The 25,046-nt window shown below is 66.7% G+C and carries 24 protein-coding genes; 18 read left to right on the top strand and 6 right to left on the bottom strand.

Going from position 1 to position 25,046, the window contains the following annotated elements:
- Genes B5520_RS02870 through B5520_RS02860 form a run of 3 tightly spaced genes read left to right on the top strand, consistent with a single transcriptional unit; the run spans position 1 to position 2,173 of the window.
- On the top strand, positions 1-777 hold the full coding sequence (locus tag B5520_RS02870) for a CoA transferase subunit B (protein WP_079595528.1): 777 nt from the start codon (positions 1-3) through the stop codon (positions 775-777).
- Positions 774-1,337, top strand: coding sequence for a MaoC family dehydratase (locus B5520_RS02865; protein WP_079595527.1), 564 nt, complete (start codon positions 774-776; stop codon positions 1,335-1,337). The genes B5520_RS02870 and B5520_RS02865 overlap by 4 nt, the downstream gene beginning before the upstream one ends.
- A complete protein-coding gene (locus B5520_RS02860; protein ID WP_079595525.1) occupies positions 1,334-2,173 on the top strand; it encodes an HpcH/HpaI aldolase/citrate lyase family protein in 840 nt (279 codons plus the stop codon). Before B5520_RS02865 ends, B5520_RS02860 begins: the two co-directional genes overlap by 4 nt.
- A 61-nt stretch (positions 2,174-2,234) precedes the next feature.
- Here B5520_RS02860 and B5520_RS02855 read toward each other — a convergent pair whose 3' ends face one another.
- Positions 2,235-3,701 carry a lipase maturation factor family protein gene (locus B5520_RS02855; RefSeq protein ID WP_079595524.1) on the bottom strand — a complete coding sequence of 489 codons (1,467 nt, stop codon included), beginning with the start codon at positions 3,699-3,701 and terminating at the stop codon, positions 2,235-2,237.
- 72 nt (positions 3,702-3,773) lie between these two features.
- Here B5520_RS02855 and dxr point away from each other — a divergent pair, with 72 nt between their 5' ends.
- From dxr to B5520_RS02815, 8 genes are all read left to right on the top strand, one after another.
- Complete coding sequence (gene dxr, locus B5520_RS02850; RefSeq protein ID WP_079595523.1) at positions 3,774-4,958, top strand: 1-deoxy-D-xylulose-5-phosphate reductoisomerase; 1,185 nt, start codon at positions 3,774-3,776, stop codon at positions 4,956-4,958.
- Between the two features lie 18 nt (positions 4,959-4,976).
- Entirely contained in the window at positions 4,977-6,308 is a 1,332-nt protein-coding gene (locus tag B5520_RS02845; protein WP_079595522.1) for a M50 family metallopeptidase, read from the top strand.
- 81 nt (positions 6,309-6,389) lie between these two features.
- Positions 6,390-7,079 (top strand): MarR family transcriptional regulator, encoded by a 690-nt coding sequence (locus tag B5520_RS02840; protein ID WP_079595521.1) that lies wholly within the window; start codon positions 6,390-6,392, stop codon positions 7,077-7,079.
- Entirely contained in the window at positions 7,076-7,603 is a 528-nt protein-coding gene (locus B5520_RS02835) for a hypothetical protein (protein WP_079595520.1), read from the top strand. The genes B5520_RS02840 and B5520_RS02835 overlap by 4 nt, the downstream gene beginning before the upstream one ends.
- 72 nt (positions 7,604-7,675) lie before the next feature.
- Positions 7,676-7,969: a YciI family protein gene (locus B5520_RS02830; protein WP_079595519.1), complete on the top strand. Its 294-nt coding sequence runs from the start codon at positions 7,676-7,678 to the stop codon at positions 7,967-7,969.
- A 37-nt stretch (positions 7,970-8,006) separates the two neighbouring features.
- Positions 8,007-9,173, top strand: a complete 1,167-nt coding sequence (gene ispG, locus B5520_RS02825; RefSeq protein ID WP_079595518.1) for a flavodoxin-dependent (E)-4-hydroxy-3-methylbut-2-enyl-diphosphate synthase — start codon at positions 8,007-8,009, stop codon at positions 9,171-9,173.
- Positions 9,136-10,026, top strand: a complete 891-nt coding sequence (locus B5520_RS02820; protein ID WP_079595517.1) for a GNAT family N-acetyltransferase — start codon at positions 9,136-9,138, stop codon at positions 10,024-10,026. The genes ispG and B5520_RS02820 overlap by 38 nt, the downstream gene beginning before the upstream one ends.
- 40 nt (positions 10,027-10,066) lie before the next feature.
- The gene (locus B5520_RS02815) at positions 10,067-10,810 is read left to right on the top strand and encodes a hypothetical protein (RefSeq protein WP_079595516.1); all 744 of its coding nucleotides are present in this window, start codon (positions 10,067-10,069) and stop codon (positions 10,808-10,810) included.
- Here the strand turns inward: B5520_RS02815 and B5520_RS02810 are convergent.
- The 3 genes from B5520_RS02810 to B5520_RS02800 are packed head-to-tail and all read right to left on the bottom strand — an operon-like array spanning position 10,787 to position 12,989.
- On the bottom strand, positions 10,787-11,419 hold the full coding sequence (locus B5520_RS02810; RefSeq protein ID WP_079595515.1) for a TetR/AcrR family transcriptional regulator: 633 nt from the start codon (positions 11,417-11,419) through the stop codon (positions 10,787-10,789). The two genes, B5520_RS02815 and B5520_RS02810, sit on opposite strands and share 24 nt — an antisense overlap.
- Positions 11,416-12,159: an ABC transporter permease gene (locus B5520_RS02805; protein WP_079595883.1), complete on the bottom strand. Its 744-nt coding sequence runs from the start codon at positions 12,157-12,159 to the stop codon at positions 11,416-11,418. Before B5520_RS02805 ends, B5520_RS02810 begins: the two co-directional genes overlap by 4 nt.
- An 11-nt stretch (positions 12,160-12,170) precedes the next feature.
- Positions 12,171-12,989: an ABC transporter ATP-binding protein gene (locus B5520_RS02800; RefSeq protein ID WP_079595882.1), complete on the bottom strand. Its 819-nt coding sequence runs from the start codon at positions 12,987-12,989 to the stop codon at positions 12,171-12,173.
- 428 nt (positions 12,990-13,417) lie between these two features.
- Between B5520_RS02800 and B5520_RS02795 the strand changes: the two genes are divergently transcribed.
- From B5520_RS02795 to B5520_RS02785, 3 genes are read left to right on the top strand one after another with little or no spacing between them, the layout of a single operon-like run.
- Positions 13,418-15,229, top strand: coding sequence for a proline--tRNA ligase (locus tag B5520_RS02795; RefSeq protein WP_079595514.1), 1,812 nt, complete (start codon positions 13,418-13,420; stop codon positions 15,227-15,229).
- Positions 15,230-15,238: 9 nt separating this feature from the next.
- On the top strand, positions 15,239-16,033 hold the full coding sequence (locus tag B5520_RS02790) for a sulfite exporter TauE/SafE family protein (RefSeq protein ID WP_079595513.1): 795 nt from the start codon (positions 15,239-15,241) through the stop codon (positions 16,031-16,033).
- 54 nt (positions 16,034-16,087) lie between these two features.
- Entirely contained in the window at positions 16,088-17,479 is a 1,392-nt protein-coding gene (locus B5520_RS02785; protein ID WP_079595512.1) for a pyridoxal phosphate-dependent decarboxylase family protein, read from the top strand.
- A 32-nt stretch (positions 17,480-17,511) separates the two neighbouring features.
- Here the strand turns inward: B5520_RS02785 and B5520_RS02780 are convergent, their stop codons facing one another.
- Complete coding sequence (locus B5520_RS02780; RefSeq protein ID WP_079595511.1) at positions 17,512-18,549, bottom strand: aminoglycoside phosphotransferase family protein; 1,038 nt, start codon at positions 18,547-18,549, stop codon at positions 17,512-17,514.
- A 76-nt stretch (positions 18,550-18,625) separates the two neighbouring features.
- The gene (locus B5520_RS02775) at positions 18,626-19,666 is read right to left on the bottom strand and encodes a DUF4439 domain-containing protein (RefSeq protein ID WP_254865445.1); all 1,041 of its coding nucleotides are present in this window, start codon (positions 19,664-19,666) and stop codon (positions 18,626-18,628) included.
- 106 nt (positions 19,667-19,772) lie between these two features.
- Here B5520_RS02775 and rimP point away from each other — a divergent pair, with 106 nt between their 5' ends.
- The 4 genes from rimP to infB all read left to right on the top strand — a co-directional run bounded on the left by rimP (position 19,773) and on the right by infB (position 24,972).
- The gene (gene rimP / locus B5520_RS02770; protein WP_079595509.1) at positions 19,773-20,390 is read left to right on the top strand and encodes a ribosome maturation factor RimP; all 618 of its coding nucleotides are present in this window, start codon (positions 19,773-19,775) and stop codon (positions 20,388-20,390) included.
- Positions 20,390-21,370, top strand: coding sequence for a transcription termination factor NusA (gene nusA / locus B5520_RS02765; protein ID WP_079595508.1), 981 nt, complete (start codon positions 20,390-20,392; stop codon positions 21,368-21,370). The genes rimP and nusA overlap by 1 nt, the downstream gene beginning before the upstream one ends.
- A gap of 177 nt (positions 21,371-21,547) precedes the next feature.
- Complete coding sequence (locus tag B5520_RS02760) at positions 21,548-21,895, top strand: YlxR family protein (RefSeq protein ID WP_176156741.1); 348 nt, start codon at positions 21,548-21,550, stop codon at positions 21,893-21,895.
- Positions 21,896-22,044: 149 nt separating this feature from the next.
- A complete protein-coding gene (gene infB / locus B5520_RS02755) occupies positions 22,045-24,972 on the top strand; it encodes a translation initiation factor IF-2 (RefSeq protein WP_079595506.1) in 2,928 nt (975 codons plus the stop codon).
- Positions 24,973-25,046: the final 74 nt, after the last annotated feature.

The following is a 25,046-nucleotide window of genomic DNA, read 5'->3' as shown; positions in this document are numbered from 1 at the left end:
ATGGATCCGAACAGCCCCTACGCTCCGCGGCCCGAAGGCGTCCGCCCCGAGTACCGCCGCGCACCCTCCCAGCAGCACGCCGCCACCGGCGATGCGGCAGGCGAAGCCGAAACCAAAGGCTGGACGCGCAACGAACTGGCCGCCCGGGTGGCCATGGAGCTCAGCAATGGCCAGTACGTAAACCTCGGAATCGGGATGCCCACGCTGATCCCCAACTACATTCCCGCCGGTGTGGAAGTGGTGCTGCACTCCGAAAACGGAATCCTCGGCGTCGGCCCTTATCCGGCGGAGGATGCCGTGGACCCCGACCTGATCAATGCCGGCAAGGAAACCGTCACCGTCAACAAGGGCGCAGCATTCTTTGACTCTGCATCGTCCTTCGGGATGATCCGGGGCGGCCACGTGGACGTTGCCGTCCTGGGAGCCATGGAGGTGGCAGCAAACGGCGACCTGGCCAACTGGATGATCCCGGGCAAGATGGTCAAGGGCATGGGCGGGGCCATGGACCTGGTGTTCGGCGCCAAGAAAGTCATCGTGATGATGGAGCACGTGGACCGCAGCGGCAGGCCCAAAATCGTCCAGGAGTGCTCGCTCCCGCTGACCGGCAAGGGGTGCGTGGACCGGATCATCACGGACCTCGCCGTCATCGACGTCGTCAAGGACACCTCGGGATCGCGCCTGGTGCTGCGCGAACTGGCACCCAACGTCTCCGCGGAGGACGTCGCTGCAGCCACCGGCGCCGAGCTGTTCGAAGAAGACCAGGAACTCACGGTATGACCGGGAACGAGGCTTCAACGAGCCCTGCCACGGGCTCTGCCTCCGGCGCCCCGCGCGTCATCGAGCAGCGCGGGCTGTACTTCGATGAACTGGAAGAAGGGGTGGTTTACGCGCACCGTCCCGGCCGGACGGTCACGGAGGCGGACAACGTCCTGTTCACCACCCTCACCATGAACACGCAGGCCCTGCACCTCGACGCCGCCTGGAGCGCCGGCCAGCCGTTTGGCCAGCGGCTGGTCAATTCCATGTTCACGCTTTCCACGGTGGTGGGCCAGTCCGTCACCCAGTTAACGCAGGGGACCATCATCGCCCAGCTGGGCCTGACCGACGTGTCCTTCCCGCACCCGCTGTACCACGGGGACACCCTCTATACGGAGACCGTGATCGCCGGGAAGCGGCTCTCGCAATCACGGCCGGGCCAGGGGGTCGTCACCATGCAGCACACCGGCCGGAACCAGGACGGCGCCGTGGTGGCGCTCGCAACCCGAAGCTGCCTGATGTGGACCCGGGACGCACATACCAGGCAGCCCGGTAACGAACAGGAGACAATGCCGGTATGACCTTTGTGATGGGCCCTGCCCTGCTCTTTTGCCCTGCTGACCGGCCGGAACGCTACCAGAAGGCCGCCACCCGCGCCGATGCCGTCATCCTGGACCTCGAAGACGCCGTTGCCCCTGCCGACAAGCAGCGCGCCCGGGGTGCCATCCTTGCCCAGGTGGGGGCCACCGGCGACGTCCCGGAACTGGATCCCAGCCGGACCATCATCAGGGTGAACCCGGCCGGGACGGAGGAATTCGAAAAGGATCTGCACTCCCTGGCGCACACGCCCTACCGCACGGTCATGCTGGCAAAGGCGGAAAGTGCCGAGCAGTTGAAAGCGCTTGAGGCCTACCAGGTCATCGCACTCTGTGAGACTGCCCTCGGCATCCTGAATGCGCCGGCCATTGCCGCCGCCCCCAACGTGGTTGCGCTGATGTGGGGAGCCGAGGACCTGCTGGCAACCCTGGGCGGTACGTCCAGCCGCGGGGACGACGGCGGCTACCGGGCTGTGGCGCTGCATGCCCGGTCATCGGTCCTCCTGGCTGCCCGCGCTTTCGGCAAGGAAGCGGTGGATGCCGTGTATGTCAACATCCCGGATCTCACAGGTTTGGCGGCGGAAGCGGCCGATGCCGTTGCGTCGGGCTTCGGTTCCAAAGCCTGCATCCACCCCAGCCAGGCCGCGGTGGTGCGGGGCGCCTACGCTCCTTCCGAGGCGGACGTGGCCGCGGCCTCAGCCCTGCTGCAGGCTGCCCGGACCGCCGGTTCCGGTGTTTTCCAGCACGAGGGAAAGATGATCGACGGGCCCATCCTGAAGCACGCCGAGGCCATCATCCGCCGGGCGGGGGAGCACGCCTAAAAGCCTTGCAGGAACCAAGCTGCCCTGGAGTCCGGCGCCGGTTTCCGCGTTGGCCGGCCGCTCACCTTCGCCGGCCTTGCGACCGCCGGAGGGAGATCGGCGGGATGGCCTCGTAGAGCCGGGTGCGCACCCACCGGTTCCCCGTCTCCCGGAACTCCTTGCGGGTGGCGAAACGGTAGTGGTAGCTAAGGACCCGCACCCAGCGGGGCGCCCCGCCGTCGAACGGGTCATGGCGCAGGAGCCGCAGGGTCTTCCGGTCCGCCTCCAGCAGCTTGCCGAGGAAGGCGTAAAACCACTCTTCGTGCACCGTCCGCAGCGGCAGGAACCACATGAGCCAGTCCAGCCGCAGGTGATAGGGGGCATACTGGCGGGGAATCCTGCGCACGTCCCCGGGCTTTCCCTTGAAGCCGTACTCACGCCAGTCGGAGGACTCATCGGGGTCGTCGTCCAGGGTGCCCTCCACCACAATCTCGATGCGCTGCTTGGTGACACTTCCGAACGCCCCGTAGGTGTTCACCAGCTGCCAGCGGTTGAAGCTCGCATTCATCAGCTGCCGGCGGGAGAACAGGTTCCGGAGCGGCCAGTAACTGAGCACCACCAGCAACAGGGTGGCAGCGAGCGTGATGACCAGCCACCAGAGCGGAGTCTCCCGCTCCACGCCCGCACCGTGCCAGTCCAGGGGGATGGCCGGCAGGACGGCGTGGGCCGCCGAATCGCTGACGGCGGCGAACGCGAGCACGATGGCGATCCAGTTCAGCCACGCGAAGTTGCCGGTGGCCACCAGCCACAGCTGTGTGACGATGACGATCGCCGCTGCGACGCTGGCCACCGGCTGGGGAGCGAACAGCAGGAAGGGGACCACCAGCTGGGCGAAATGGTTGCCCAGCACTTCCACCTTGTGGAGGGGCTTGGGCAGCAGATGCGCCTGCCGGCTGAGCGGACCGGGCATTGGCTGCGTCTCATGGTGGTAGTACAGCGCGGTCAGGTCGCGCCACTCCCGGCCGCCGCGGATCTTGATCATCCCGGCGCCGAATTCCAGCCGGAACACCAGCCACACGATCAGGATCAGGATGGTCCGGGGCGGATCCGTCTGGTCAGACCCGAGGAACGCCACGGTGAAGCCCGCTTCAAGGAGGAGCATCTCCCAGCCGAACCCGTAGAACGTCTGGCCCACGTTCACGATGGACATGTACAGCAGCCAGAGGGACAGGAACGCAATCAGCGGCACCCAGGGAGGTCCCATCTGCGGGAGTCCGGCCACCAGCAGCGCCGATATCACAAGCCCCGCCGCGCAGACGGCCCGCAGCAGGCCGTCGGAGTAGCGCCAGCGGAAGAGGGTGGGCCGGCGCAGCCTGCTGAAGCCGCCCAGGTATTCGGGTGCCGGGAGAAGTCCGCGCTCACCCAGCAGCGCGGGGAACTGATTCAGCGAGGACAGGAACGCGACGAAGTAGAGCGCGGCGATGCCCCGCTGCAGCACTTGCCGGGCGAACTCGTATTCCGGCGCATCGAACCAAGACAGCCAGTCCACGGCATCCACGTTACGCCGGGCCGTGCCGAGGTCAAGGCGCAGCCGGTCAAGGAGGTGCGGGATACTTAACCAATGCAGCCACGCAGAGTCGTCCTCCTCGGATCCACCGGTTCCATCGGCACCCAGGCGATTGACGTCGTCGACGGCGCCCCGCACCTTTTCGAGGTCGTGGCACTCAGCGCAGGCGGCGGCAACCTGGAACTCCTCGCCCGGCAGGCGGTGCATACGGGAGCTGCAGCCGTGGGAATCGCCGGCGGTGATCCGGCCCGCCTGGCCACCCTGATCGACCAGGCAGCCGCCGCTGCGGGAAAGTCCGGCTACCGGCCCCGGATCGTGTCCGGCCCCGACGCCTCCACCCGCATTGCGGAAATCGAGGCGGACGTGGTGCTCAACGGCATCACCGGTTCAATAGGCCTTGCCCCCACCCTGGCGGCGCTCAAGTCCGGCGCCACACTGGCCCTGGCCAACAAGGAATCCCTCATTGTGGGCGGGGAGCTGGTCAAGGCAGCGGCCCGGGACGGCCAGATTGTCCCCGTGGACTCAGAGCACTCCGCGATAGCCCAATGCCTGCGGTCCGGAACGGCCGGCGAAGTGGAAAAACTCATCCTCACAGCGTCCGGAGGCCCGTTCCGGGGCAGGAGCCGCGAGGAACTGCACGGTGTCACCCCGGAGGAAGCGCTGGCCCATCCCACCTGGGACATGGGCGTTATGGTCACCACCAACTCAGCCACGCTCGTCAACAAAGGACTCGAAGTGATCGAGGCGCACCTGCTCTTCGATGTTCCGCTGGACCGGATAGACGTTGTGGTCCACCCCCAGTCCGTGGTGCACTCCATGGTCCAGTTCATCGACGGCTCCGTCATCGCCCAGGCCTCGCCCCCGGACATGCGCCTGCCCATTGCGCTGGGGCTGGGCTGGCCGGACAGGGTGCCCAAGGCCGCGGCAGCCTGCGACTGGACCAAGGCGGCCACCTGGACCTTCGAGCCGCTGGACGTGACCGCTTTCCCCGCCGTGGATCTCGCGAAGGATGCCGCAAGGCAGGGCAGCACCTTCCCGGCAGTCTTCAACGCAGCCAACGAGGAAGCCGTGACGGCCTTCCATGCCGGCCGCATCCGGTTCACCGACATCGTGGACACGGTGGACGCCGTGCTCAGCGAACATTCAGGTTCTTCCCGGCTCACGGTGGAATCCGTGCTTGATGCTGAGAGCTGGGCACGCGCCCGCGCCCACGAACGTTTAGCAGTCAGCAGTCTCTAGGAAGCAGCAAGCACCTCCATGACCCCCGTTCTCCTTTTTATCCTCGGCGTCGTCTTTGTGGCCATCGGCATCGCCGCCTCCATCGCGCTCCACGAAGTGGGCCACCTGGTGCCCGCCAAGCTCTTCAAGGTGCGCGTGACCAAGTACATGATCGGTTTCGGCCCCACCCTGTGGTCGAAACGGAGGGGCGAAACCGAGTACGGCGTGAAGGCCATTCCGCTGGGCGGCTATGTGTCCATGATCGGCATGTACCCGCCCAACAAGGACGACGGATCGGTCCGCCCTTCCAGCACGGGGATGTTCCAGACCCTGGCCACCGAAGCCCGGTCCATGGCGCATGAGGAAGTTGGCCCGGGCGACGAAAACCGCGTCTTCTACCGGCTTCCGGTCTGGAAAAAGATTATCGTGATGCTCGGCGGACCGGCCATGAACATGGTCCTCGGCCTCATCCTGACGGCCGTCCTGCTGATGGGCTTCGGAATGGCAACAGCCACCACCACCATTTCCGACGTTTCCAAGTGCCAGGTGGCGGCGGGCGAAACGGTGGACCCCGACTCTGCGGACTGCCGGCTGACGCCTGCCGCCGCCGCGGGACTGCAGCCCAATGACACCGTGACGTCCTTCGACGGCAAGGACGTCACCAGCTGGGACCAGCTGACCGAGTGGATCCGCGCCTCCGCCGGCCGCGAGGTAGCCATCACCGTGGAGCGCGACGGCGCCCCCCTCTCCACAACGGTGACCCCCGTTTTGTCCGCCCGGCCCATCATCGGCGTGGACGGCCGGCAGGAGACGGACGACGCCGGCAACCTCCGGTACCAGGACGTCGGCTTCCTGGGAATCGGCGCGCACACTGAACTGGTGCCGCAGCCGGCGTCGACCGTCCTGCCCATGGCGGGGGAAAACATCCGCCAGGTTGCCGGCGTCATCTTCAACCTGCCCGCACGCGTGGTGGGCGTGGCGAAGGCCGCCTTCAGTGAAGAGCCCCGCGATCCCAGCGGTCCCATCAGCGTGGTGGGCGTCGGCCGGGTGGCCGGCGAAGTCGCCGCCATGGAGGAAATCCCGGTCCAGTCCCGGGTGGCCACCCTGATCGGGCTGCTGGCAGGGCTGAACTTCGCCCTGGCCGTCTTCAACCTGATCCCGCTTTTGCCGCTGGACGGCGGCCACGTTGCCGGTGCGCTGTACGAAGGCGCCCGGCGAAGGGTGGCAAAGCTGTTCGGCAAACCGGACCCAGGCGCCTTTGACATCGCCAAACTGCTCCCCGTGACATATGTGGTGGCGGCCTTGCTGATGGGCATGAGCGCCCTGCTGATCTACGCGGACATCGTCAAGCCGGTGAATCTCTTCGGCTGACTCCTAATACAGCTCCGGTTGATTCCCAGAAATCAGTCAATTTTGATTGAGATCGGATAGTCAGCCGCATATGGTTGATCAATGTTCGTTATGACGATTGACCAGCGGGGCAGCACAGGAGATACGGACCGGGTTCCGGACCTGATCTCCCAGCTTGCCGAATTGACACCTGATGCCTTTGAGCGCTCGGTGGGCGATGAGCTCCAGGGCGTGGTGGCTGACCCCGCCGATGTTGTGGACATTGCCCTGCATGCGCTGCGGGCCGGCCGCTGGTATGTGGGAATCGGCATCGGAGCGGTATCGCTCCCTGGCGGTGCCAGCCCCCGTGAGGGGACAGGGGCAGCGTTCGTTGCCGCACGCCACGCCGTGGACCGGGCCAAGGCAGCAGGCTCGCAGGTTCCGTTGTCGGTGGTGCCGGGCACTATGGGCAAAGACGCGGAAGGCCGCGCCGTGGACGCTGAGGGGGTGCGGGCCTGTGCCAACGCTGAAGCGGTGCTGCGCCTGCTGGGCCGCGTTGTGCAGGAGCGCACAGATGCCCAGTGGCGGGTGGTGGACGCCCTCCGCCGCCAGGAAGCCGCCAGGCACGGGCGCCAAAAGCAGGTGGCTCTGGAGCTTGGAATCAGCGAACAATCGGTGAGCCGTACCGTACTCCGGTCCGGCTGGCAGGAAGAATGGGCAGCCAGGCCGGCGGCAGCAATGCTTCTGGACCATGCTCATTCAACGATTGCCCATTCAACGACTGCCCGGCCCCATGGTGAAGGAGCTCAATGAACGCACTGTGGATCACGGTTGCACTGCTTATGGCTGGTTTTGCGGGCTGGCCTGTGACGGCGCTCGTTTTCAAACTCGCCAGAACCATTGACGACAGGGCGGACGCCGCCAAGGCGGCAGAGCAGGCCCGGCGGGCTGCGGAGGACCCGTCCGCGGACGTCACTGTTGACCCTGTGCGCGGAAGCCACCCGGACGAAGCCGGCCAAAAGGTGGACGGCGAGCTGACGGCTGAACCGGAGCACCCGGCGTCGGGCGCTGCGCCTGCGGAGCCGGCCGCATCGGCACAGCGGATCCTGCGCGGCGGAGCCATCATCGGCATCCTGGAGCGGCTGGGAGTGTGCCTGGCCATTCTGACCGGCCAGCCGGTGGCCATCGCGTACATCGTGGCCATCAAAGGCCTGGGCCGGTTCGCGGAGCTGAAGGAGACGCCGGTGGCGGCTGAGCGTTTCATCATCGGAACGTTGACGTCCATGCTCTGGGCCGCCGGTACCGCAGCCGCCGTCAAGGTCCTCTTCCTCAGCTGAAACCGGTCTTCTGCCCGGCCGGAGATAGTACCCGGATGGGTGGCAGGGCGGGCATGGCGATAGGGTAGCGGTATGACAGTTTTTGCCGTTGAGTACGTTTATGCCGCCGATTCCACCGAAGCCCGCGACGAGGCCCGGCCAGCGCACCGCGAATGGCTTGCGGGCCTTGCGCAGGACGGCGTCCTCCTCGCCAGCGGTCCGTACGGTGACGGCGCCGGAGCGCTCCTGATCTTCAAGACAGCAGACGAGGCCGCCCTCAACTCGATCCTCAAGCAGGATCCCTTCGCCGCCGCCGGAGTCATCGCCGGGACCCGCATCACGGAATGGTCACCCATCATCGGCGTCCTCGCCGGACTCACGGCGTAGCCGCTTCTTCTTTACCCTTTCAACTCTAGGAGTCCACGTGACCTCGGTCAGCCTGGGAATGCCGTCAGCACCGCCACCCGTCCTTGCCCCGCGCCGCAAGACCCGCCAGATCAAAGTCGGTTCCGTTGGGGTGGGCTCGGACTTCCCCATCAGCGTGCAGTCGATGACCACCACGCCCACAACTGACATCAACGCCACGCTGCAGCAGATCGCGGAGCTGACGGCATCCGGCTGCGACATCGTGCGTGTTGCCTGCCCCTCCGCGGACGACGCCGAGGCGCTGCCCATCATTGCCCGGAAGTCCCAGATCCCGGTCATCGCGGACATCCACTTCCAGCCCAAGTACGTCTTCGCCGCCATCGAGGCCGGATGCGCCGCCGTGCGCGTCAACCCTGGAAACATCCGCAAGTTCGACGACCAGGTCAAGGAAATCGCCGCTGCCGCGCGGGACCACGGCACCTCCATCCGCATCGGCGTCAACGCCGGATCGCTGGAGCCCGGCATCCTCAAGAAGTACGGCAAGGCAACCCCTGAGGCGCTCGTGGAGTCTGCAGTGTGGGAAGCCTCGCTCTTCGAAGAGCACGGATTCCACGACTTCAAGATCTCGGTCAAGCACAACGATCCCGTCATCATGGTGGCGGCCTACGAAATGCTGGCCGAAAAGGGTGACTGGCCCCTCCACCTCGGCGTGACCGAAGCCGGCCCCGCGTTCCAGGGCACCATCAAGTCCGCCACTGCCTTCGGCGCCCTCCTGTCCAGGGGTATCGGCGACACCATCCGCGTTTCCCTCTCGGCCCCGCCGGTGGAGGAGATCAAGGTGGGAAACCAGATCCTGCAGTCCCTCAACCTGCGTCCCCGCAAGCTGGAAATTGTCTCCTGCCCGTCCTGTGGCCGCGCCCAGGTGGACGTTTACACGCTGGCGGAGCAGGTGACCGCCGGGCTGGAGGGAATGGAGATTCCCCTGCGCGTGGCCGTCATGGGCTGCGTGGTGAACGGACCGGGTGAGGCACGTGAAGCCGACCTCGGCGTTGCTTCCGGTAACGGCAAGGGCCAGATTTTTGTGAAGGGCGAAGTCATCAAGACTGTTCCCGAAAGCGAAATTGTTGAGACACTGATCGAAGAGGCCATGCGTATCGCGGAAGAGATGGGGGAGGCCGATGGCGAAGATGCTGTCAAGGGTAGCCCCGTGGTTAGCGTCTCGTAAGGACGTTACCGATCTGGCGGGGATTTCGGTCCGCACGCTGGACGGCCAGGACACCGAGGCGCTGAGGCTCCTTGCCCGGCAGGATCCGGTCACCAATGTGTTCATTCTCGCCCACCTGCGCGCTGCCGGCACCGCCGCGCCTACCAGCGGCGGCGCCGGCATTATCGGAGTGTTCGACGACGGCATCCTGGTGGGTGCCTGCTGGGCAGGCGCGAACCTGGTTCCGGTCCAGTTGGATCCCGCCCTTGCCGGAGTGGTGGCCGAGGCCGCCAACAGGTCAGGCCGGCGTTACGCCTCGGCCTTTGGGCCCGCGCAGGCTGTGCTGGCCCTTCATGCTGAACTCGTGGAGCTGGGCCACCGTGCGCATGAAGTGCGCGCCGAACAGCCCCTGATGATTATCGACGGGCCGTCCTGCGTCGAGCCCAACCCCGGCCTCGAACTGGGAAACCTGGCGGATTTTGATCGCATCCTCCCTGCCTGCGCCGCGATGTTCGAGGAGGAAGTCGGATACTCGCCGTTCTCGGGCGGGCGGGAGTTCTACAGCCGCCGGGTGGAAGGCCTCATCCGGCAGGGGCACTCCCTCGTCCACCTCAACGATGCCCGGGAAGTGGTGTTCAAAGCGGAGCTGGGCGCTGTCACCTCCGAGGTCACCCAGATCCAGGGCGTATGGATGAACCCGCTCTTCCGCGGCCAGGGGTTGAGCCCCGGGTACATGTCCGCCGTCGTGGAGCAGGCGCAGAAGGTCGCGCCGGTCACCAGCCTTTACGTCAACGGCTTCAACGTGAGGGCGCGTTCCACGTACGAACGCGTCGGTTTCCGGCAGGTGGGAACGTTCGCTACAGTTCTGTTCTAGCCGGCGGCTGCCTGCGAAAATCTTAAATATTGGGGGAAAATTGAAGACGTCTGTGCTTGGATACTTCGCGGCCACGACCATGCTTGCCCTGTCCGCGACGGCCTGCGGCGGCCCGGCCAACACTCCGGCGGTCAACTCCCCGGCACCGGAGAGCTCCGTAGCGGCAAGTACGGTTCCGGCCGCAACCCCCACACCCACCGCCACGCCCAAGGCGTACACGAGCGAGGAGCTGGCCGTCATCGTACGCCAGCTGCGTGATTCGGCTGATCGGCGGCTGACGGCCGTGCCGGGCGCCGAACTGGAGGCCAGCCTCGAGCAAGCCAAAGCGATGATGAATTCCGTCCAGGTTGAGCCGGCGGAGTGCAAGGAGCTGGCTGCCTCAAGCACCCTGCCCACCGTGGACGGGGCGGCCATGGCCACGGGGCTCAGCACCGACGCCGGCACCGGGTCGGTCACCGCCGTTTCCCTGCTGGCGGGACTGGACAAGGCGGCCCTGGAAAAGGTTGCAGATCCGTCCGCCCAGCTGGAGAAGTGCTCACAGATGACCATGACGGCTGAGGGGGTGGTCGTAGTGGTCACGCTCACCCCTCTGGACGGCGCGGCAGGAACCACCGCCTACCGCACGGACAGCCAACTGCCCGACGGCCAGGTACGATCCATCGTCACTGCACAGGCTGTTCACCACGGCGTGGTCATCACCGCCGTCACCTCCGGCGAAGACGCCGAGGCCGGCGCTTCCCGCGCAGCTGCGCTCCTGGAATCAGCCGGCGCCCTCATCAAGTAGGTTCCCGGTCAGGTACCGCTGCACGTTGGGGGAGATGAGCCGGACAATATCCTCCGGTTCTGCCGATGCCAGCGGGTCCAGGCGGACCACGTAGCGGACCATCATCAGGCCCACCATCTGCGTTGCCACGAGGTCGCCGCGCAGGGCCACCTCATCCGGTGTCCCCGGAACGCCTGCCATGATGCGGCTGATAATGGTCCGGTTCACCATTTCCCGGAGCAGGGCAGTTTTCGCCTTTGACCCCAGTGTTCCCCGGAGGAACGCCACCAGGCTTGGCTGCGCGGGGCTTTCCCACAGGCGCAGCACGGCGCGGACAACCAGCTCCGCACGCTGGCCGGGGTCGGAGCCGGCTACCCCGGAAAGCACCTGCTCGGGGTCCGCCGGAAGCTCCACGCTGAGGGCGAAGAGCTCGTCCTTGCCCTTGAAAAAGTGGTGGATCATGGCCGGGTCAACGCCCGCCACCCGGGCCACCTGACGCAGGCTCGTACCCTCAAAGCCATGTTCGGCAAACTGCCGCCTCGCGGTCTCAAGGATATGGTCCCGGGACGCGGCACTGCCGCCCCGGCGTCCCCGCCTGACACCTGCAGCGCCGTGCCCGCCTGAGGTCATGCGCTGCGCCTGCGGAGGGTGAGCGATGCCAGCACCAGCACGCCCAGGACGATGGCTGCCATGATGCCTGCGTCCTGCCAGAGCTGTTCGGTGGCCTCGGAGTTGGCCGCGATTTCCTGCAGCGCATCCACGGAAAACGTCAGCGGAAGGACGTTGGACACGGATTCCAGGACATCGTTCATCCGGTCGCGTGCCACGAACAGGCCGCACAACAGAATCTGCGGAACCACCACCACGGGCATGAACTGGACTGCCTGGAACTCCGTCCTGGCAAAGGCCGAACACAGCAGGCCCAACGCCACACCCAGGACGGCGTTGATGACCGCAATCATCACCACAAGGCCCGGGGAACCTTCAATATCAAGGCCAAAAACCCAGTAGGCCACCGCCGTTGCCACCAGCGACTGGAGTGCGGCCATGATGGAAAAGGCCAGGCCGTAGCCAAAGAGCAGGTCCGCCTTATGCACAGGGGTGGTGAGCAGCCGTTCCAGTGTTCCGGACGTACGTTCGCGGAGCATGGTGATGGAAGTGACCAGGAACATGACCACGAACGGGAAGATGGCCAGCATCATCAGCCCCACCCGGTCGAAGGTACGTGGAGCTCCCGGCGGAAGAACCTCATTTTCGTACAGGAAATACACCGCGGTGAGGAGGAGCGCCGGAACCACCAGGATCAGGGCGATGCTGCGGTGGTCATGGCGAAGCTGGTCAAGGACCCGGTGCGTGGTGGCAAGAAGCATCCTGATGTCCATTACCGTCCGCTCCTGTCCGTGGCGGCACCGGCGGCCGCGTCGCGGCCTCCCGGGCTCACGCCGTCGTTGTTTTCCGACTCCCGGATGATGGTGAGGAAAGCTTTCTCGAGGTCGTTGCTGTGCCCCCGCCTGCTGAGCTCTTCAGGGGTCAGCTGGGCCAGCAGCCTGCCTTCCCTCAGGAGCAGCAGCGATTGGCAGTGGCTGGCTTCCTCCATCACGTGGCTCGATATGAGCAGGGTTATGCCGTCCTCGGCCATGGACCGGAAACGGCTCCAAAGGTCCGCCCGCAGCACCGGATCCAGGCCAACGGTGGGCTCGTCCAGCACCAGCAGCCTGGGGCGGGCCACCAGGGCGCAGGCCAGCGAAACCCGGCTGAGCTGGCCGCCGGACAGGTCCGCGGTTTTCCGGCGTGCCTGCTGTTGAAGCCCGACGGCGGCAATCGCCTCATCCACATCCGTTTTCCTTTTGCGGTGCATGGCGCCGAAGTACCGTACGTTCGCCTCCACCGTCAGGTCCGGGTAGACGCTGGGCGACTGGGTCACGTAACCCACCTGGTGGCGCAGCGCCGGGCTCCCCGCGGCTAGGCTCAGGACATCCACCGTTCCGGACGACACGAGCTGGACCCCGACGATGGCCCGCATGAGGGTGGTTTTACCGCTTCCGGACGGCCCAAGGAGGCCGGTGATTTGGCCGGCCGGGATGGCGAAGTCCAGGCTGCTCAGGACGGGAACCTTCCCGCGCACCACATTCAGGCCGCGCGCCACCACCGCGCCGCCGGTCCCGGTGGCCTGGATTCCTGCTGTTGCCGAATGGGACATGGCCGCCTCCGCCCTGGACAGGAGGGTTTCCGGCACGTGGTGCGCCGATAATTCATCACCTGATGAATTAAAGGTAGGCCGCGCACAGCGGGGGGGTCAACGGTCCAAAAACGAAGGCTACTTGCCAAACGTGTGCGCGATCACATAGGTTCGGTCTAGCTGCGCTGGAGTGGCGTGGGCGGTCTCACCAGTCCTCACCAGTACTTGGGCGATAACGGCGTCGAGCCACGCCCGGATGCGATGACCAGCCTCACTGGGGGGCCAGGGGCTTTGTAATTCCGGGCGTGGCTCTACTGTGTCCGGCACTTTTGGCCAGGGACCAGTCCAGCCTGCAGTCCAAGCCTGGCGCCGGGTGCCGGTAGATTAGTACCCAGACGAATTTGTCCGGCCCTGCTGATCCAGCACTTCCCCAGAAACGGATACCACCCGTGGTTCTAAGACTGTCCCAGCTTTTCCTGCGCACCCTGCGCGAAGATCCCGTCGACGCCGAGGTCGCCAGCCACAAGCTCCTGGTCCGCGCCGGATACATCCGCCGCGCAGCCCCCGGCATCTACACGTGGCTTCCGCTGGGGCTGAGCGTGCTCCGCAAAGTCGAGGAGGTCATCCGCGAGGAAATGGCCGCCATCGGCGCCCAGGAAGTACACTTCCCGGCACTGCTGCCGCGCGAACCGTACGAGGCCACAAACCGCTGGACCGAGTACGGTGAGGGCCTGTTCCGGCTCCAGGACCGCAAGGGCGCGGATTACCTCCTGGCCCCGACGCACGAGGAAATGTTCACGCTGCTGGTGAAGGACCTGTACTCGTCGTACAAGGACCTGCCCCTGAGCCTCTACCAGATCCAGAACAAGTACCGCGATGAAGCCCGTCCCCGGGCAGGCCTGCTCCGCGGCCGCGAATTCATCATGAAGGACTCCTACTCCTTCGACGTGGACGACGCCGGCCTGGACGCCAGCTACGCAGCGCACCGTTCCGCCTACCTCAAGATCTTTGCCCGGCTGGGCCTGGAGGTCGTCCCGGTTGCCGCCACCGCCGGCGCCATGGGCGGGTCCAAGAGCGAGGAATTCCTGTTCCCCACGGAGATCGGCGAGGACACCTTTGTCCGGTCGGCCGCAGGCTATGCCGCCAACGTGGAAGCCGTCACCACCGTGGTCCCCGCGGAGATCGACTTCAGCAACGCGCCTGCCGCCCAGGTACTGGACACCCCGAACACCCCCACCATCGAAACGCTGGTGGCGGCATCCAACGAACTGGCCCCCCGCAGCGAGGCCGACGGCGGCGCCTGGACTGCCGCGGACACCCTCAAGAACGTTGTCCTCGCCGTCACCCTGCCCACCGGTGAACGCCAGCTTGTGGTCATCGGCCTGCCGGGCGACCGCGGCGTTGACCTCAAGCGCGTGGAAGCCAACATCGGTTCCTTCCTGCCCATTGCAGGGGAAATCGGACTGGAAGCAGCCAACGACGACGACCTCAAGAAGCAGCCCCTCATCGTTAAGGGCTACCTCGGCCCCGGCCTGACCCTGGACGAACCCCTGCTGGGCAGCGAAAGCTCCACCAAGCTCCTCTACCTCGTGGATCCCCGCGTGGTCCGCGGCACCGCCTGGATCACCGGCGCCAACGAGGCCGGCAAGCACGTCTATGGCCTGGTGGCCGGACGCGACTTCACCTGGGACGGCGTCATCGAGTGCACCGACGTCCGCGAAGGCGACCCGTCCCCGGACGGCTCCGGTCCGTTGGAAATTGCCCGCGGCATCGAGATGGGCCACATCTTCCAGCTCGGCAGGAAGTACGCCGAAGCCCTGGACCTGAAGGTGCTGGACCAGAACGGCAAGCAGGTAGTGGTCACCATGGGCTCCTACGGTGTGGGCGTCACCCGCGCCGTCGCTGCCCTTGCCGAGGCCAACCACGATGACCGCGGCCTCGTCTGGCCACGCGCCGTGGCGCCGGCTGACGTCCACGTGGTTGCCGTGGGCAAGGGCGAGGACATTTTCGCCGCCGCGGAGCAGTTGTCCCTGGACCTGGAGGCAGCCGGCCTGCAGGTCATCTACGACGACCGCCCCAAGGTGTCGCCCGGCGTGAAGTTCGGCGACGCAGAACTGGTGGGCGTCCCCACCATCCTGGCCGTCGGACGCGGCCTGGTGGACGGCGTCGTGGAAATCAAGGACCGCCGCACGGGGGAAGCTGAGAACGTAGCGGTTGATAAGGCGGTTGACTACGTGGTCAACGCCGTCCGCAACAGCTGACCCCCAGCGGTGGATTTAGGACTTGAGTCCCTCCAGCTGACAACAATCCTCCTGCTGGTGCTGGCAGGCTTCGCTGCCGGCTGGGTGGACGCGGTGGTGGGCGGGGGCGGGCTGATCCAGCTCCCCGCCCTGCTGCTGGTCCCCGGCATCACTCCGGTGCAGGCCCTGGCCACCAACAAGCTGGGCTCCATCTTCGGAACTGCCACCAGCGCCACCACCTATTACCGGCGCGTGGGACCGGACCTGAAAACGGCGCTGCCCATGGCCGTGATCGCGTTGGCGGGCAGTTTTGGCGGTGCCGTGCTGGCGGCCACCCTGCCGGCCAACGTCTTCAAACCCATCATCGTCGCGGCGCTGGTCGCCGTCGCGCTTTTCACGGCGCTCAAGCCCGACGTCGGGGACATCACGGCGCTGCGGCACGACGGCCACAAGCACTACGTGGTGGCGTGCCTCATTGGCGCCGTTATCGGTTTCTACGACGGGCTGATCGGCCCGGGCACGGGCTCGTTCCTGGTCATTGCCCTGGTCTCGGCCATGGGGTACGCCTTCCTGGAGGCCAGCGCCAAGGCAAAGATCGTGAACATGGCCACCAACGCGGGCGCACTGATGTTCTTCCTGCCGCACGGCTCCATTCTGTGGGGACTGGGCCTGCTGCTGGGCGCCGCCAACATGGCCGGCGGCTACCTCGGAGCAAGGACGGCAGTGAATCAGGGAAGCAGCTTCGTCCGCGTGGTATTCCTGGTGGTGGTCGCGGCCCTCATCATCAAACTCGGCTATGACATCTGGCAGGAAAACTTCGCCTGACGCCGGAACCATCGCGGCCTCGTGGCCGTCCATGGCGAGGCGTAGCATGCAGGTATGTCACAGGGCGATGATGACTATTCCCCGGCTCTGTCAGCTGCACTGCGCCATGCGACGGACTGGCTGCACAGCCTTCCTGACAGGCCAGTGGGGCCCAGGCTCGCTGCCCATGACCTGACTGATGCCTTCGGCGGACCACTTCCTGCGCAGGGCATCCCGGCCGAGGACGTGGTCGATTTCCTCGCCCGGACCGCTGATCCCGGTCTGATGGCGATGCCCTCCGGCCGTTTTTTCGGCTGGGTCATCGGCGGAACCCTTCCGGCAGCACTTGCCTCCGACTGGCTGGTGAGCGCCTGGGACCAGAATGCCGGTCTGCGCTATGCCACCCCCGCAATGGCAGCCATCGAGGAAGCTGCCGGAACCTGGCTCCTGGAACTGCTCGCGCTTCCGGCCGGTTCCGACGTGGGATTCGTCACCGGAGCCACCATGGCCAATTTCACCGGGATGGCCGCCGGGCGGTGGCGGCTCCTCACGGACGCAGGGTGGGACCTGGACCGCGACGGGCTGTCCGGTGCACCGCGGATCCAGTGTTTTGTCGGCCGGGAGCGGCACGACACCATCGATCTCGGCCTGCGGTATCTCGGGCTCGGAAGGCCCCGGGTGGTGGAAGCGGATGGCCAGGGCCGCTTGATTCCGGCGGCACTGGATGCCGCGCTGCAGGAAGGTTCTGGGCCGGCCCTGGTGTGCCTGCAGGCCGGCAACCTGCACTCCGGCGCCTTCGATCCGTTCTCCGAAGCCATTGCCGTCGCCAGGAACCATGGTGCGTGGGTCCACATCGACGGCGCCTTCGGCCTGTGGGCCGCCGCGGCGCCGGAGCTGCGCCACCTGACAAGGGGCTGCGGGGACGCGGACTCATGGGCCACCGACGCCCACAAAACGTTGAACGTGCCCTACGACTGCGGCATCGCCATTGTCCGTGACGCCTCCGCGCTCCGCTCGGCGATGGGCTTGCACACGAGCTATTTGGTGCATGATGCGGAAGGGCCGGGGGACCCGTTCGAAAAAGTACCGGAACTGTCACGGCGCGCACGCGGCGTGCCGGCGTGGGCCGCGCTCAAGAACCTTGGCCGTGATGGGGTGGCAGCGCAAGTCAGGGGACTCGCCGCGGCTGCCTCGGACATCGCCGCGGGACTCGCCGGGCTGGACGGCGTGGAGGTGCTGAACGACGTCGACTACACCCAGGTGTGCGTGGCTTTCGGTGACGATGCCACCACCCGTGCTGTAACAGCCCGCATCATCGAGGACGGCAGGGTCTGGATGTCCGGATCGCGCTGGCGGGACCGGGACATCCTGCGCGTGTCGGTGAGCAACTGGCATACGGCCGAAAAGGATGTGGGCACGGCCGTGGACGCCGTCCGGTCCGCCCTGGCTGCCGTGCGCGGCAGCTGAACTTAACCGTTGCCGGTGCCGGTGCCGGTACGCTAGCCGGGCGCCTGGCCCGGCTCGGGCAGGGCGTGAGCCGGCGGCAGCCCTTCAAGCGTCCGTCCGGCCAAGGTGCTGGCCACCCAGAGTGAGCGTGCCATATCGCCCTGGTGGTCCGGCTTTCCGGCGTACCACAGCGCATTGGCAACTTCCCGGGCGACACCCCACTGCCGGGCGGCTTCAGGATCAAGGCCGGCCGCTGCACTGAACTCGGCGCACCGCTCCCGCAGGCCTTCCCCAGGCTGGTTGGCCGGCAGGTCCCGGATCCGGTTCCACAGCAGCGGCGCCACCGCGAACTCCGGTTCGCCGATCATCGGCTGGGGGTCGATCGCGGCGTATCCTGCCGCCGTCGGCCGTCCATCCGGCACGGCCGCGCCGGGCCGGGCCAGGACATTGAGGAAATGCAGGTCTGTGTGGACCAGCACATCGCGGCCGGAGCGCCGGCCCACCGCCCCGCGGGTTTGGCAAACCTCGAGTGCCGCTTCGAGCAACCAGCGGGGGAAGGGCCGCCCCAGCTGTTCCCAATCGGCGGGAAGGTCATCGCTCCACTGTTCGGCGCGCCCCGCAATGTGCTCGAACTCCTGCCACTGGGGCCGCTGGTCCGGGCTTAGGCTCAGCTGCCGGACCAGCCCGCCCCACACGTCCACCGCGTCCCGCAACGGCACCCCGTTGAGCGACTGTGTTGCCTCCAGCCGCTCCAGGAGCATGGCGCAGGTGCCCGCGTCCGATTCGAGCAGGGCTACCGCACCGCGGCCGCGCCACAGTGCCAGGGCATGCCGTTCAACCCTTGCTTCATCGTGCGGAAAGGCGACCTTGAGGACTGCAGGGGAGCCGTCAGCCTGCAGCACCGGAATCACCACAGCGCCATGGCCGTTCCACGGCATGCTGCCATCGGCCAGGTCTGGCTTCAGGCGCCAGTGCTCAAGACGCCCCTGGATCAGGCCGGGAAGCGACGCGAGCCACGCCCGTCCTGCACTGCTTCGGCCGTACCGTGCAGTGAGGTCGGGAGGAATGGGGACTGCTGCTTGCTGGCTCATCAGCACCAGCCTAGGCGCAGGTGCGGACAGGGGTGGCAGGGTCTGCGGAATCCGGAAGGGTTTGACGCCCGTGCGTTCACCCCGGGAGGAGGGGGAGTTGGGCCTCGTCCAGCGCCAGTCCCGGAACCGGACCCGGATCGCCGCCCCAGTGCAGGGTGCGGGCGGCGGCCGATTGGAGCGCCTGCAACGCCCAAGTGCGGGCAGGCCCCTCTGCCAGGGCCACCACGTCCCCGTATGCCGGCAGGGTTGCGGCCTCCAGCTGCGCCAGCCCGGCTGCCGGCGCAGCCAGGAAGCCGGCGTCCAGGACGTAGCCTGGCTGCTGGGGAGGGACAATGCCGCAGTGGAGGCGGTCCCAGGCTTCAGCGTCCGCCGCGAGGTCCTGGTGCCGTGCAAGGAATTCCGACGCCGGTCCGGCCTCCGCCGGAGACAGCCGCGTCAGTGCGGCCTGGTATCCGTAGACCGCCTCCTGTTCGGCGGTGGAAGCGGCGGCCAGGGCAGTACCGGCGTTCGGCCCGGCAGGCGGGGCGGTGGGGCAGGAGGACGGCGCAGTCTCCGGATCAGGCGCGGTGGCGGAGGGTGAAGATGCCGGTCCGGCTGCAGCAGCGGGTGCCACAGGGTCCGGAACGCCGGCGGCGGCTGCAAGATCCCGGGCTGCCAGAAGCTGCGCCGTCCCGGCACCGGCCAGCAGGCGTGCCATGCCGCCGTCGGCACTCTTCGCGTCCTCAAGCCGTGCGGAACCGCTGGCGGCCAACGCCGCAGCAAGTTCCGGCGCCGTCATCTCCGGGGCAGCTGTGGCCGAGGGTGACACCGGCGCGGCCTCCGGCAGGAGCAGTGCGCGGGCTTGGATGGTCAGCAAAGTCACAATGCGGCCGGTGGCGGCGGCAGCACCGCCGTCGGCGGCTCCGGCTGCTAGTTCCAGCCCCGCGGCGCGGAGCCCGAGGGCGTCCTCAAAGGCTGCCGCGCGCGCCTGCTCGGAGAATGGCGGAGCGGGCGGGTCCGGCGGTTCGGCGGGCGTGAGGGCGAATCCCAGGCTAAGGACAAGGAGGGCTGCGAGCGACACAGCCGCGTACCGGAAGTAGCGCATCCGGGGCCGGTTTTCCTGCTGGTCGTCGTTCACAACAGACCATGGTGTCACGCCGGAAGGGGACCGCCGTGCACCACTGAGCCGGTAAAATAGCTACGCTAGTACACACCACATCATCTATAGGGAGGCGGCCGGCATCGTGAGCAATGCAGAAGCCACGGCTTCATCAGACCACACCGGAACGGGTCGGCCTGACTCCGCAGCGGCACACAATCCGGAAGCAGCCCGGCTCCGGGCCCTCCTTGAACCCTCGGTCCTCGCCAACCGCCTGTACCTTGAGGACGTCGCCATCAACGTAGCGGGTTCGCACCGGGTAGTCCACGTTGTGGTGGACCTTCCCCAGGAGGAAACCGGCGGCGTCAACCTGGACGTCATCGCGGACATCTCCAAGGTCCTGTCCGACGTTCTGGACAACGATCCGGGCGACGACGGCCGCCCGTACGATCTCGAAGTCTCCTCACCCGGCGTGGGACGTCCCCTGACGGAACCCCGCCACTGGCACCGGGCCAAGGGCCGGATGGTCAAGGTGAACGTTGTCCAGGGCGACAACATCACGGGCCGCATCCAGTCCGTGGATGACGGGGGAGTGACGCTCGTCCCGGAGATCGCGGTCAAGAAGGGTATGAAGCCCAAGCAGGGCGAGCCCGTAAAACTTCCTTTCGACAGGATCCGCAGCGGAAAAGTCGAGATCGAATTCAGCCACCTCAATGAGGGCGGTCTGGAACCTGAACACAATGGACCTTCTGAGGAGGCCTGATGGATATTGACATGAGCGCACTGAGACTTCTGGAGCGTGAGCGTGAAATCCCGCTGGACCTCCTGATCCCCACCATCGAGCAGGCGCTCCTGGTGGCCTACCACAAGTCCCCCGGTGCCTTTGAAAAGGCCCGGGCCGAGCTGGACCGCAAGAGCGGCCACGTGACCATCTGGGCTGTGGAGATTGACGACGACGGCGCCCCCATCGGCGAGTTCGAGCACACCCCGGAAGGGTTTGGCCGCATCGCCGCCAGCACCGCGCGCCAGATCATCCTGCAGCGGCTCCGCGATGTTGAAGACGACAACGTCCTGGGCGAGTTCAAGGGCCGCGAAGGCGAGCTGGTGTCCGGCACCATCCAGCAGGGCAACAACCCCCACATGATCCAGGTCAACCTGGGCTCCGTGGAGGCACTGCTTCCGCCGCCCGAGCAGGTTCCCGGCGAGAAGTACATCCACGGCAACCGGCTCCGTGCCCTGGTCATCGACGTCCACCGCGGCTCCAAGGGCCCGTCCGTCACCCTGTCACGGTCCCACCCGGGGCTCGTCCGGAAGCTTTTCGAACTGGAAGTGCCCGAGATCGCCGACCGGTCCGTGGAAATCGTTGCCCTCGCCCGTGAAGCAGGCCACCGCACCAAGATCGCCGTCAAGGCCAACACCCCCGGCATCAACGCCAAGGGTGCCTGCATCGGTGAGATGGGGTCCCGCGTCCGCGCCGTGATGACGGAACTCAATGACGAGAAGATCGACATCGTCGACTTCAGCGAGAACCCGGCAACCTTTATCGCCAGCGCCCTCTCGCCGTCGCGCGTGAATTCGGTCACCATTACCGATGAGGCCACCCGGTCGGCGCGTGTTGTGGTTCCCGACTACCAGCTGTCACTGGCCATCGGCAAGGAGGGCCAGAACGCCCGCCTGGCCGCAAAGCTCACCGGCTGGCGGATCGACATCGTTTCCGACGCCGCCACGGCCAAGGAAAACTGACAGCCTTTCCGCCGGACCCTGCCACGCCGGAACCGCAACTGGTTTCGGGCAGAATGGCCCAAAGGGGCTAGAATAGATAAGACCGCGCCTAACGGCCGGCAGTCGTGCGCCATGGGTGTGCCCTTTCCGTGCCAACGGGAGGGTTGCCTGCGGCCAGCAGAGATGAACGTCAGGACGATGACCGTGGCAGAAGTACTTACCAGCGGGAGTCAACCCGAACGGACCTGCATCGGATGCCGGAAGAAGGGGCCGCGGTCTGAGTTACTCCGGCTCGTCGCCGAAGGCAGTGGATCATCCGCTGTCCTGGTTGATGAACGACGCCGGATGGCTGGCCGGGGTGCATGGCTGCACCCCAGCGAATCGTGCCTGGCTCTGGCGATAAAACGGCGAGCGTTCGGACGTGCCCTTCGGGGCGCAACCGGAACAGCCGCCGTCGAACACCGGATCAAGTCAGGCCCGAGCGTCGCAGGCGCCCCGGTGGCTGCGACACCAACCGTCCAACCTGAAAGCGGGTCAGAAATCTGATGGAAACCCGATGAGTTCCCAGCGATGAGTGCGTAACGATGACAACTTTGTTGCGCTCTGCAATGGGCCCTTCTGCATGTGCGGCTGGGGCCCGCAGTAAGAAGTAGACGGTTCGTGCCTGGCTCGGTGCGGACCGAGACAGGAGAAATGTGGCCAAGGTCCGCGTACACGAGCTTGCGAAAGAGCTCGGTATTACTTCCAAAGATGCAGTGACAAAACTGCAGGAACTGGGCGAATTCGTTCGCTCCGCCTCTTCCACCATTGAGGCCCCCGTTGTGCGCAAGCTGCGCAACGCCTTCCCCGACGCTGCTGCCAAGGCAACAGCACCGGCAGCCGCGCCCAAGGCGCCCGCCCCGGCGGCGGAATCACGCCCTTCAACCCCGGCTCCCGGCCCGGCTGCACCCAAGGCTCCGGCCCCCAAGGTGCAGGCACCCGCGCCCGTCGCTCCGGCAGCCCCGGCACCGGCCGCTGCTCCGGCAGCACCTGCCGCCAGCACGCCTGCCGCCAGCGCACCTGCCGCTCCGGCTGCACCCGCTGCGCCGTCCACCGGCGCCAAGCCCGGCGCCCGTCCGGCTCCCAAGGCTGACACCCCGGCTGCACCCGCTGCCCGCCAGGGTGGTTCCGCATCCGGTGCATCCGCACCCCGTCCCGGCGGCCCCCGTCCGGGCAACAACCCCTTCGCCACTTCACAGGGCATGCCCCGTGGCCGTGGCGGCGACGGAGACCGTCCGCCGCGTCCGGGCAACAACCCGTTTGCCACCTCCCAGGGCATGCCCCGTCCGGGCGGCAGCCGTACCGACGGCGACCGTCCCGGTGGTCCGCGTCCCGCAGCCGGTGCCGGTGGCCCCCGTCCGGGCGGTCCGCGTCCCGCTGCCGGTGCAGGCGGTCCCCGTCCCGCAGCCGGTGCCGGTGGACCCCGCCCGGGTGCACCGCGTCCCGGTGGTGCAGGCGGAAACCGTCCTACGCCCGGCATGATGCCCAACCGCACTGAGCGTCCCGCACCCGCTGGTGCAGGCCGTCCCGGTGGCGGCGGCCGTGGCCCCGGACGCCCCGGTGGCGCCCCGGGCACCGGTGGTCCCGGTGCCGGCGGCGGTGCTCCCGCAGGCGGTGGCTTCGGCAAGGGTGGCCGCGGTCGCGGTGGCACCCAGGGTGCGTTCGGCAAGGGCGGCGCCGGTCGTGGCAAGCAGCGCAAGTCGAAGCGCGCAAAGCGCCAGGAACTTGAGCAGATGAGCGCACCGTCGCTGGGTGGCGTGAGCGTACCCCGCGGCGACGGCAACACCGTCATTCGCCTGCGCCGTGGATCATCCATCACGGACTTCGCCGACAAGATCGAGGCGAACCCCGCCGCACTGGTGACCGTGCTGTTCCACCTCGGTGAAATGGCAACTGCCACCCAGTCGCTGGACGAGGAAACCTTCGCGCTGCTCGGCGAGGAGCTTGGCTACAAGCTCCAGGTCGTCTCGCCGGAGGATGAAGAGCGCGAGCTGCTCTCCACCTTCGACATCGACTTCGACGCAGAGCTCGAAGCCGAAGGCGACGAAGACCTTGAGGCACGTCCTCCGGTAGTCACCGTCATGGGCCACGTGGACCACGGTAAGACCCGCCTGCTCGATGCCATCCGCAAGTCCGACGTTATGGCGGGCGAGCACGGCGGCATTACGCAGCACATCGGTGCCTACCAGGTCACGCACAACCACGAAGGCGACGACCGGAAGATCACCTTCATCGATACCCCGGGCCACGAGGCGTTCACCGCCATGCGTGCCCGTGGTGCGAAGGTCACCGACATCGCCATCCTGGTGGTCGCAGCGGACGACGGCGTTATGCCCCAGACCGTTGAAGCCCTCAACCACGCACAGGCGGCCAACGTGCCCATCGTCGTGGCCGTGAACAAGATCGACAAGGAAGGCGCCAACCCGGACAAGGTCCGCGGCCAGCTGACCGAGTACGGCCTGGTTCCGGAAGAATACGGTGGCGACACCATGTTCGTGGAGGTCTCTGCCCGCCAGAACCTCAACATCGACGAGCTGCTCGAGGCCGTCCTGCTGACCGCAGACGCCGCCCTGGACATGCGCGCCAACCCGAACAAGGACGCCCGCGGTATCGCGATCGAAGCCAACCTGGACAAGGGCCGCGGTTCCGTGGCCACCGTCTTGGTGCAGTCCGGTACGCTGCGCGTCGGCGACACCATCGTTGCAGGCACGGCCCACGGCCGCGTCCGTGCGATGTTCGACGACGACGGCAGCGCCCTGACCGAGGCCGGCCCGTCCCGCCCCGTGCAGGTGCTGGGTCTGTCCAACGTCCCGCGTGCAGGCGACACCTTCTTCGTGACCGCTGACGAGCGCACCGCCCGCCAGATCGCCGAGAAGCGTGAAGCAGCGGACCGCAACGCCGCCCTGGCCAAGCGCCGCAAGCGCATCAGCCTCGAAGACTTCGACCAGGCAGTGGCCGAAGGCAAGATCGACACCCTCAACCTCATCCTCAAGGGTGACGTGTCCGGTGCCGTGGAAGCCCTCGAAGACGCCCTGCTCAAGATCGACGTCGGCGAAGGCGTGCAGCTGCGCGTCATCCACCGCGGTGTTGGTGCCATCACGCAGAACGACGTCAACCTGGCAACAGTGGACAGCGCCGTCATCATCGGCTTCAACGTCAAGCCCGCCGAGCGGGTTGCCGAACTGGCAGACCGCGAAGGCGTGGACATGCGCTTCTACTCCGTCATCTACTCCGCAATCGATGACATCGAGATGGCGCTCAAGGGCATGCTCAAGCCGGAATACGAAGAATTCCAGCTGGGCACCGCCGAGGTCCGCGAAGTCTTCCGCTCCTCCAAGTTCGGAAACATCGCAGGCTCGATCGTCCGCTCCGGCATCATCCGCCGTAACACCAAGGCCCGCATCAGCCGCGACGGCAAGATCATCGGTGACAACCTCACCGTTGAGACGCTCAAGCGCTTCAAGGATGACGCAACCGAGGTCCGCACGGACTTCGAGTGTGGTATCGGCCTTGGCTCGTACAACGACATCTCCGAAGGCGACATCATCGAGACCTTCGAGATGCGCGAGAAGCCACGCGTCTAAGCTGTCTGTTTGTTGGGGCCGTCGGAATTTTTCCGGCGGCCCCGCCCCAGCACTTCGCGATTGAGGGGGCCCCG

Origin of the sequence: Arthrobacter sp. P2b (genome assembly GCF_900168295.1) — a bacterium.
In the GTDB taxonomy this organism is placed as follows: Bacteria; Actinomycetota; Actinomycetes; order Actinomycetales; family Micrococcaceae; genus Arthrobacter.
This window is presented reverse-complemented; position numbering and strand designations above follow the sequence as displayed.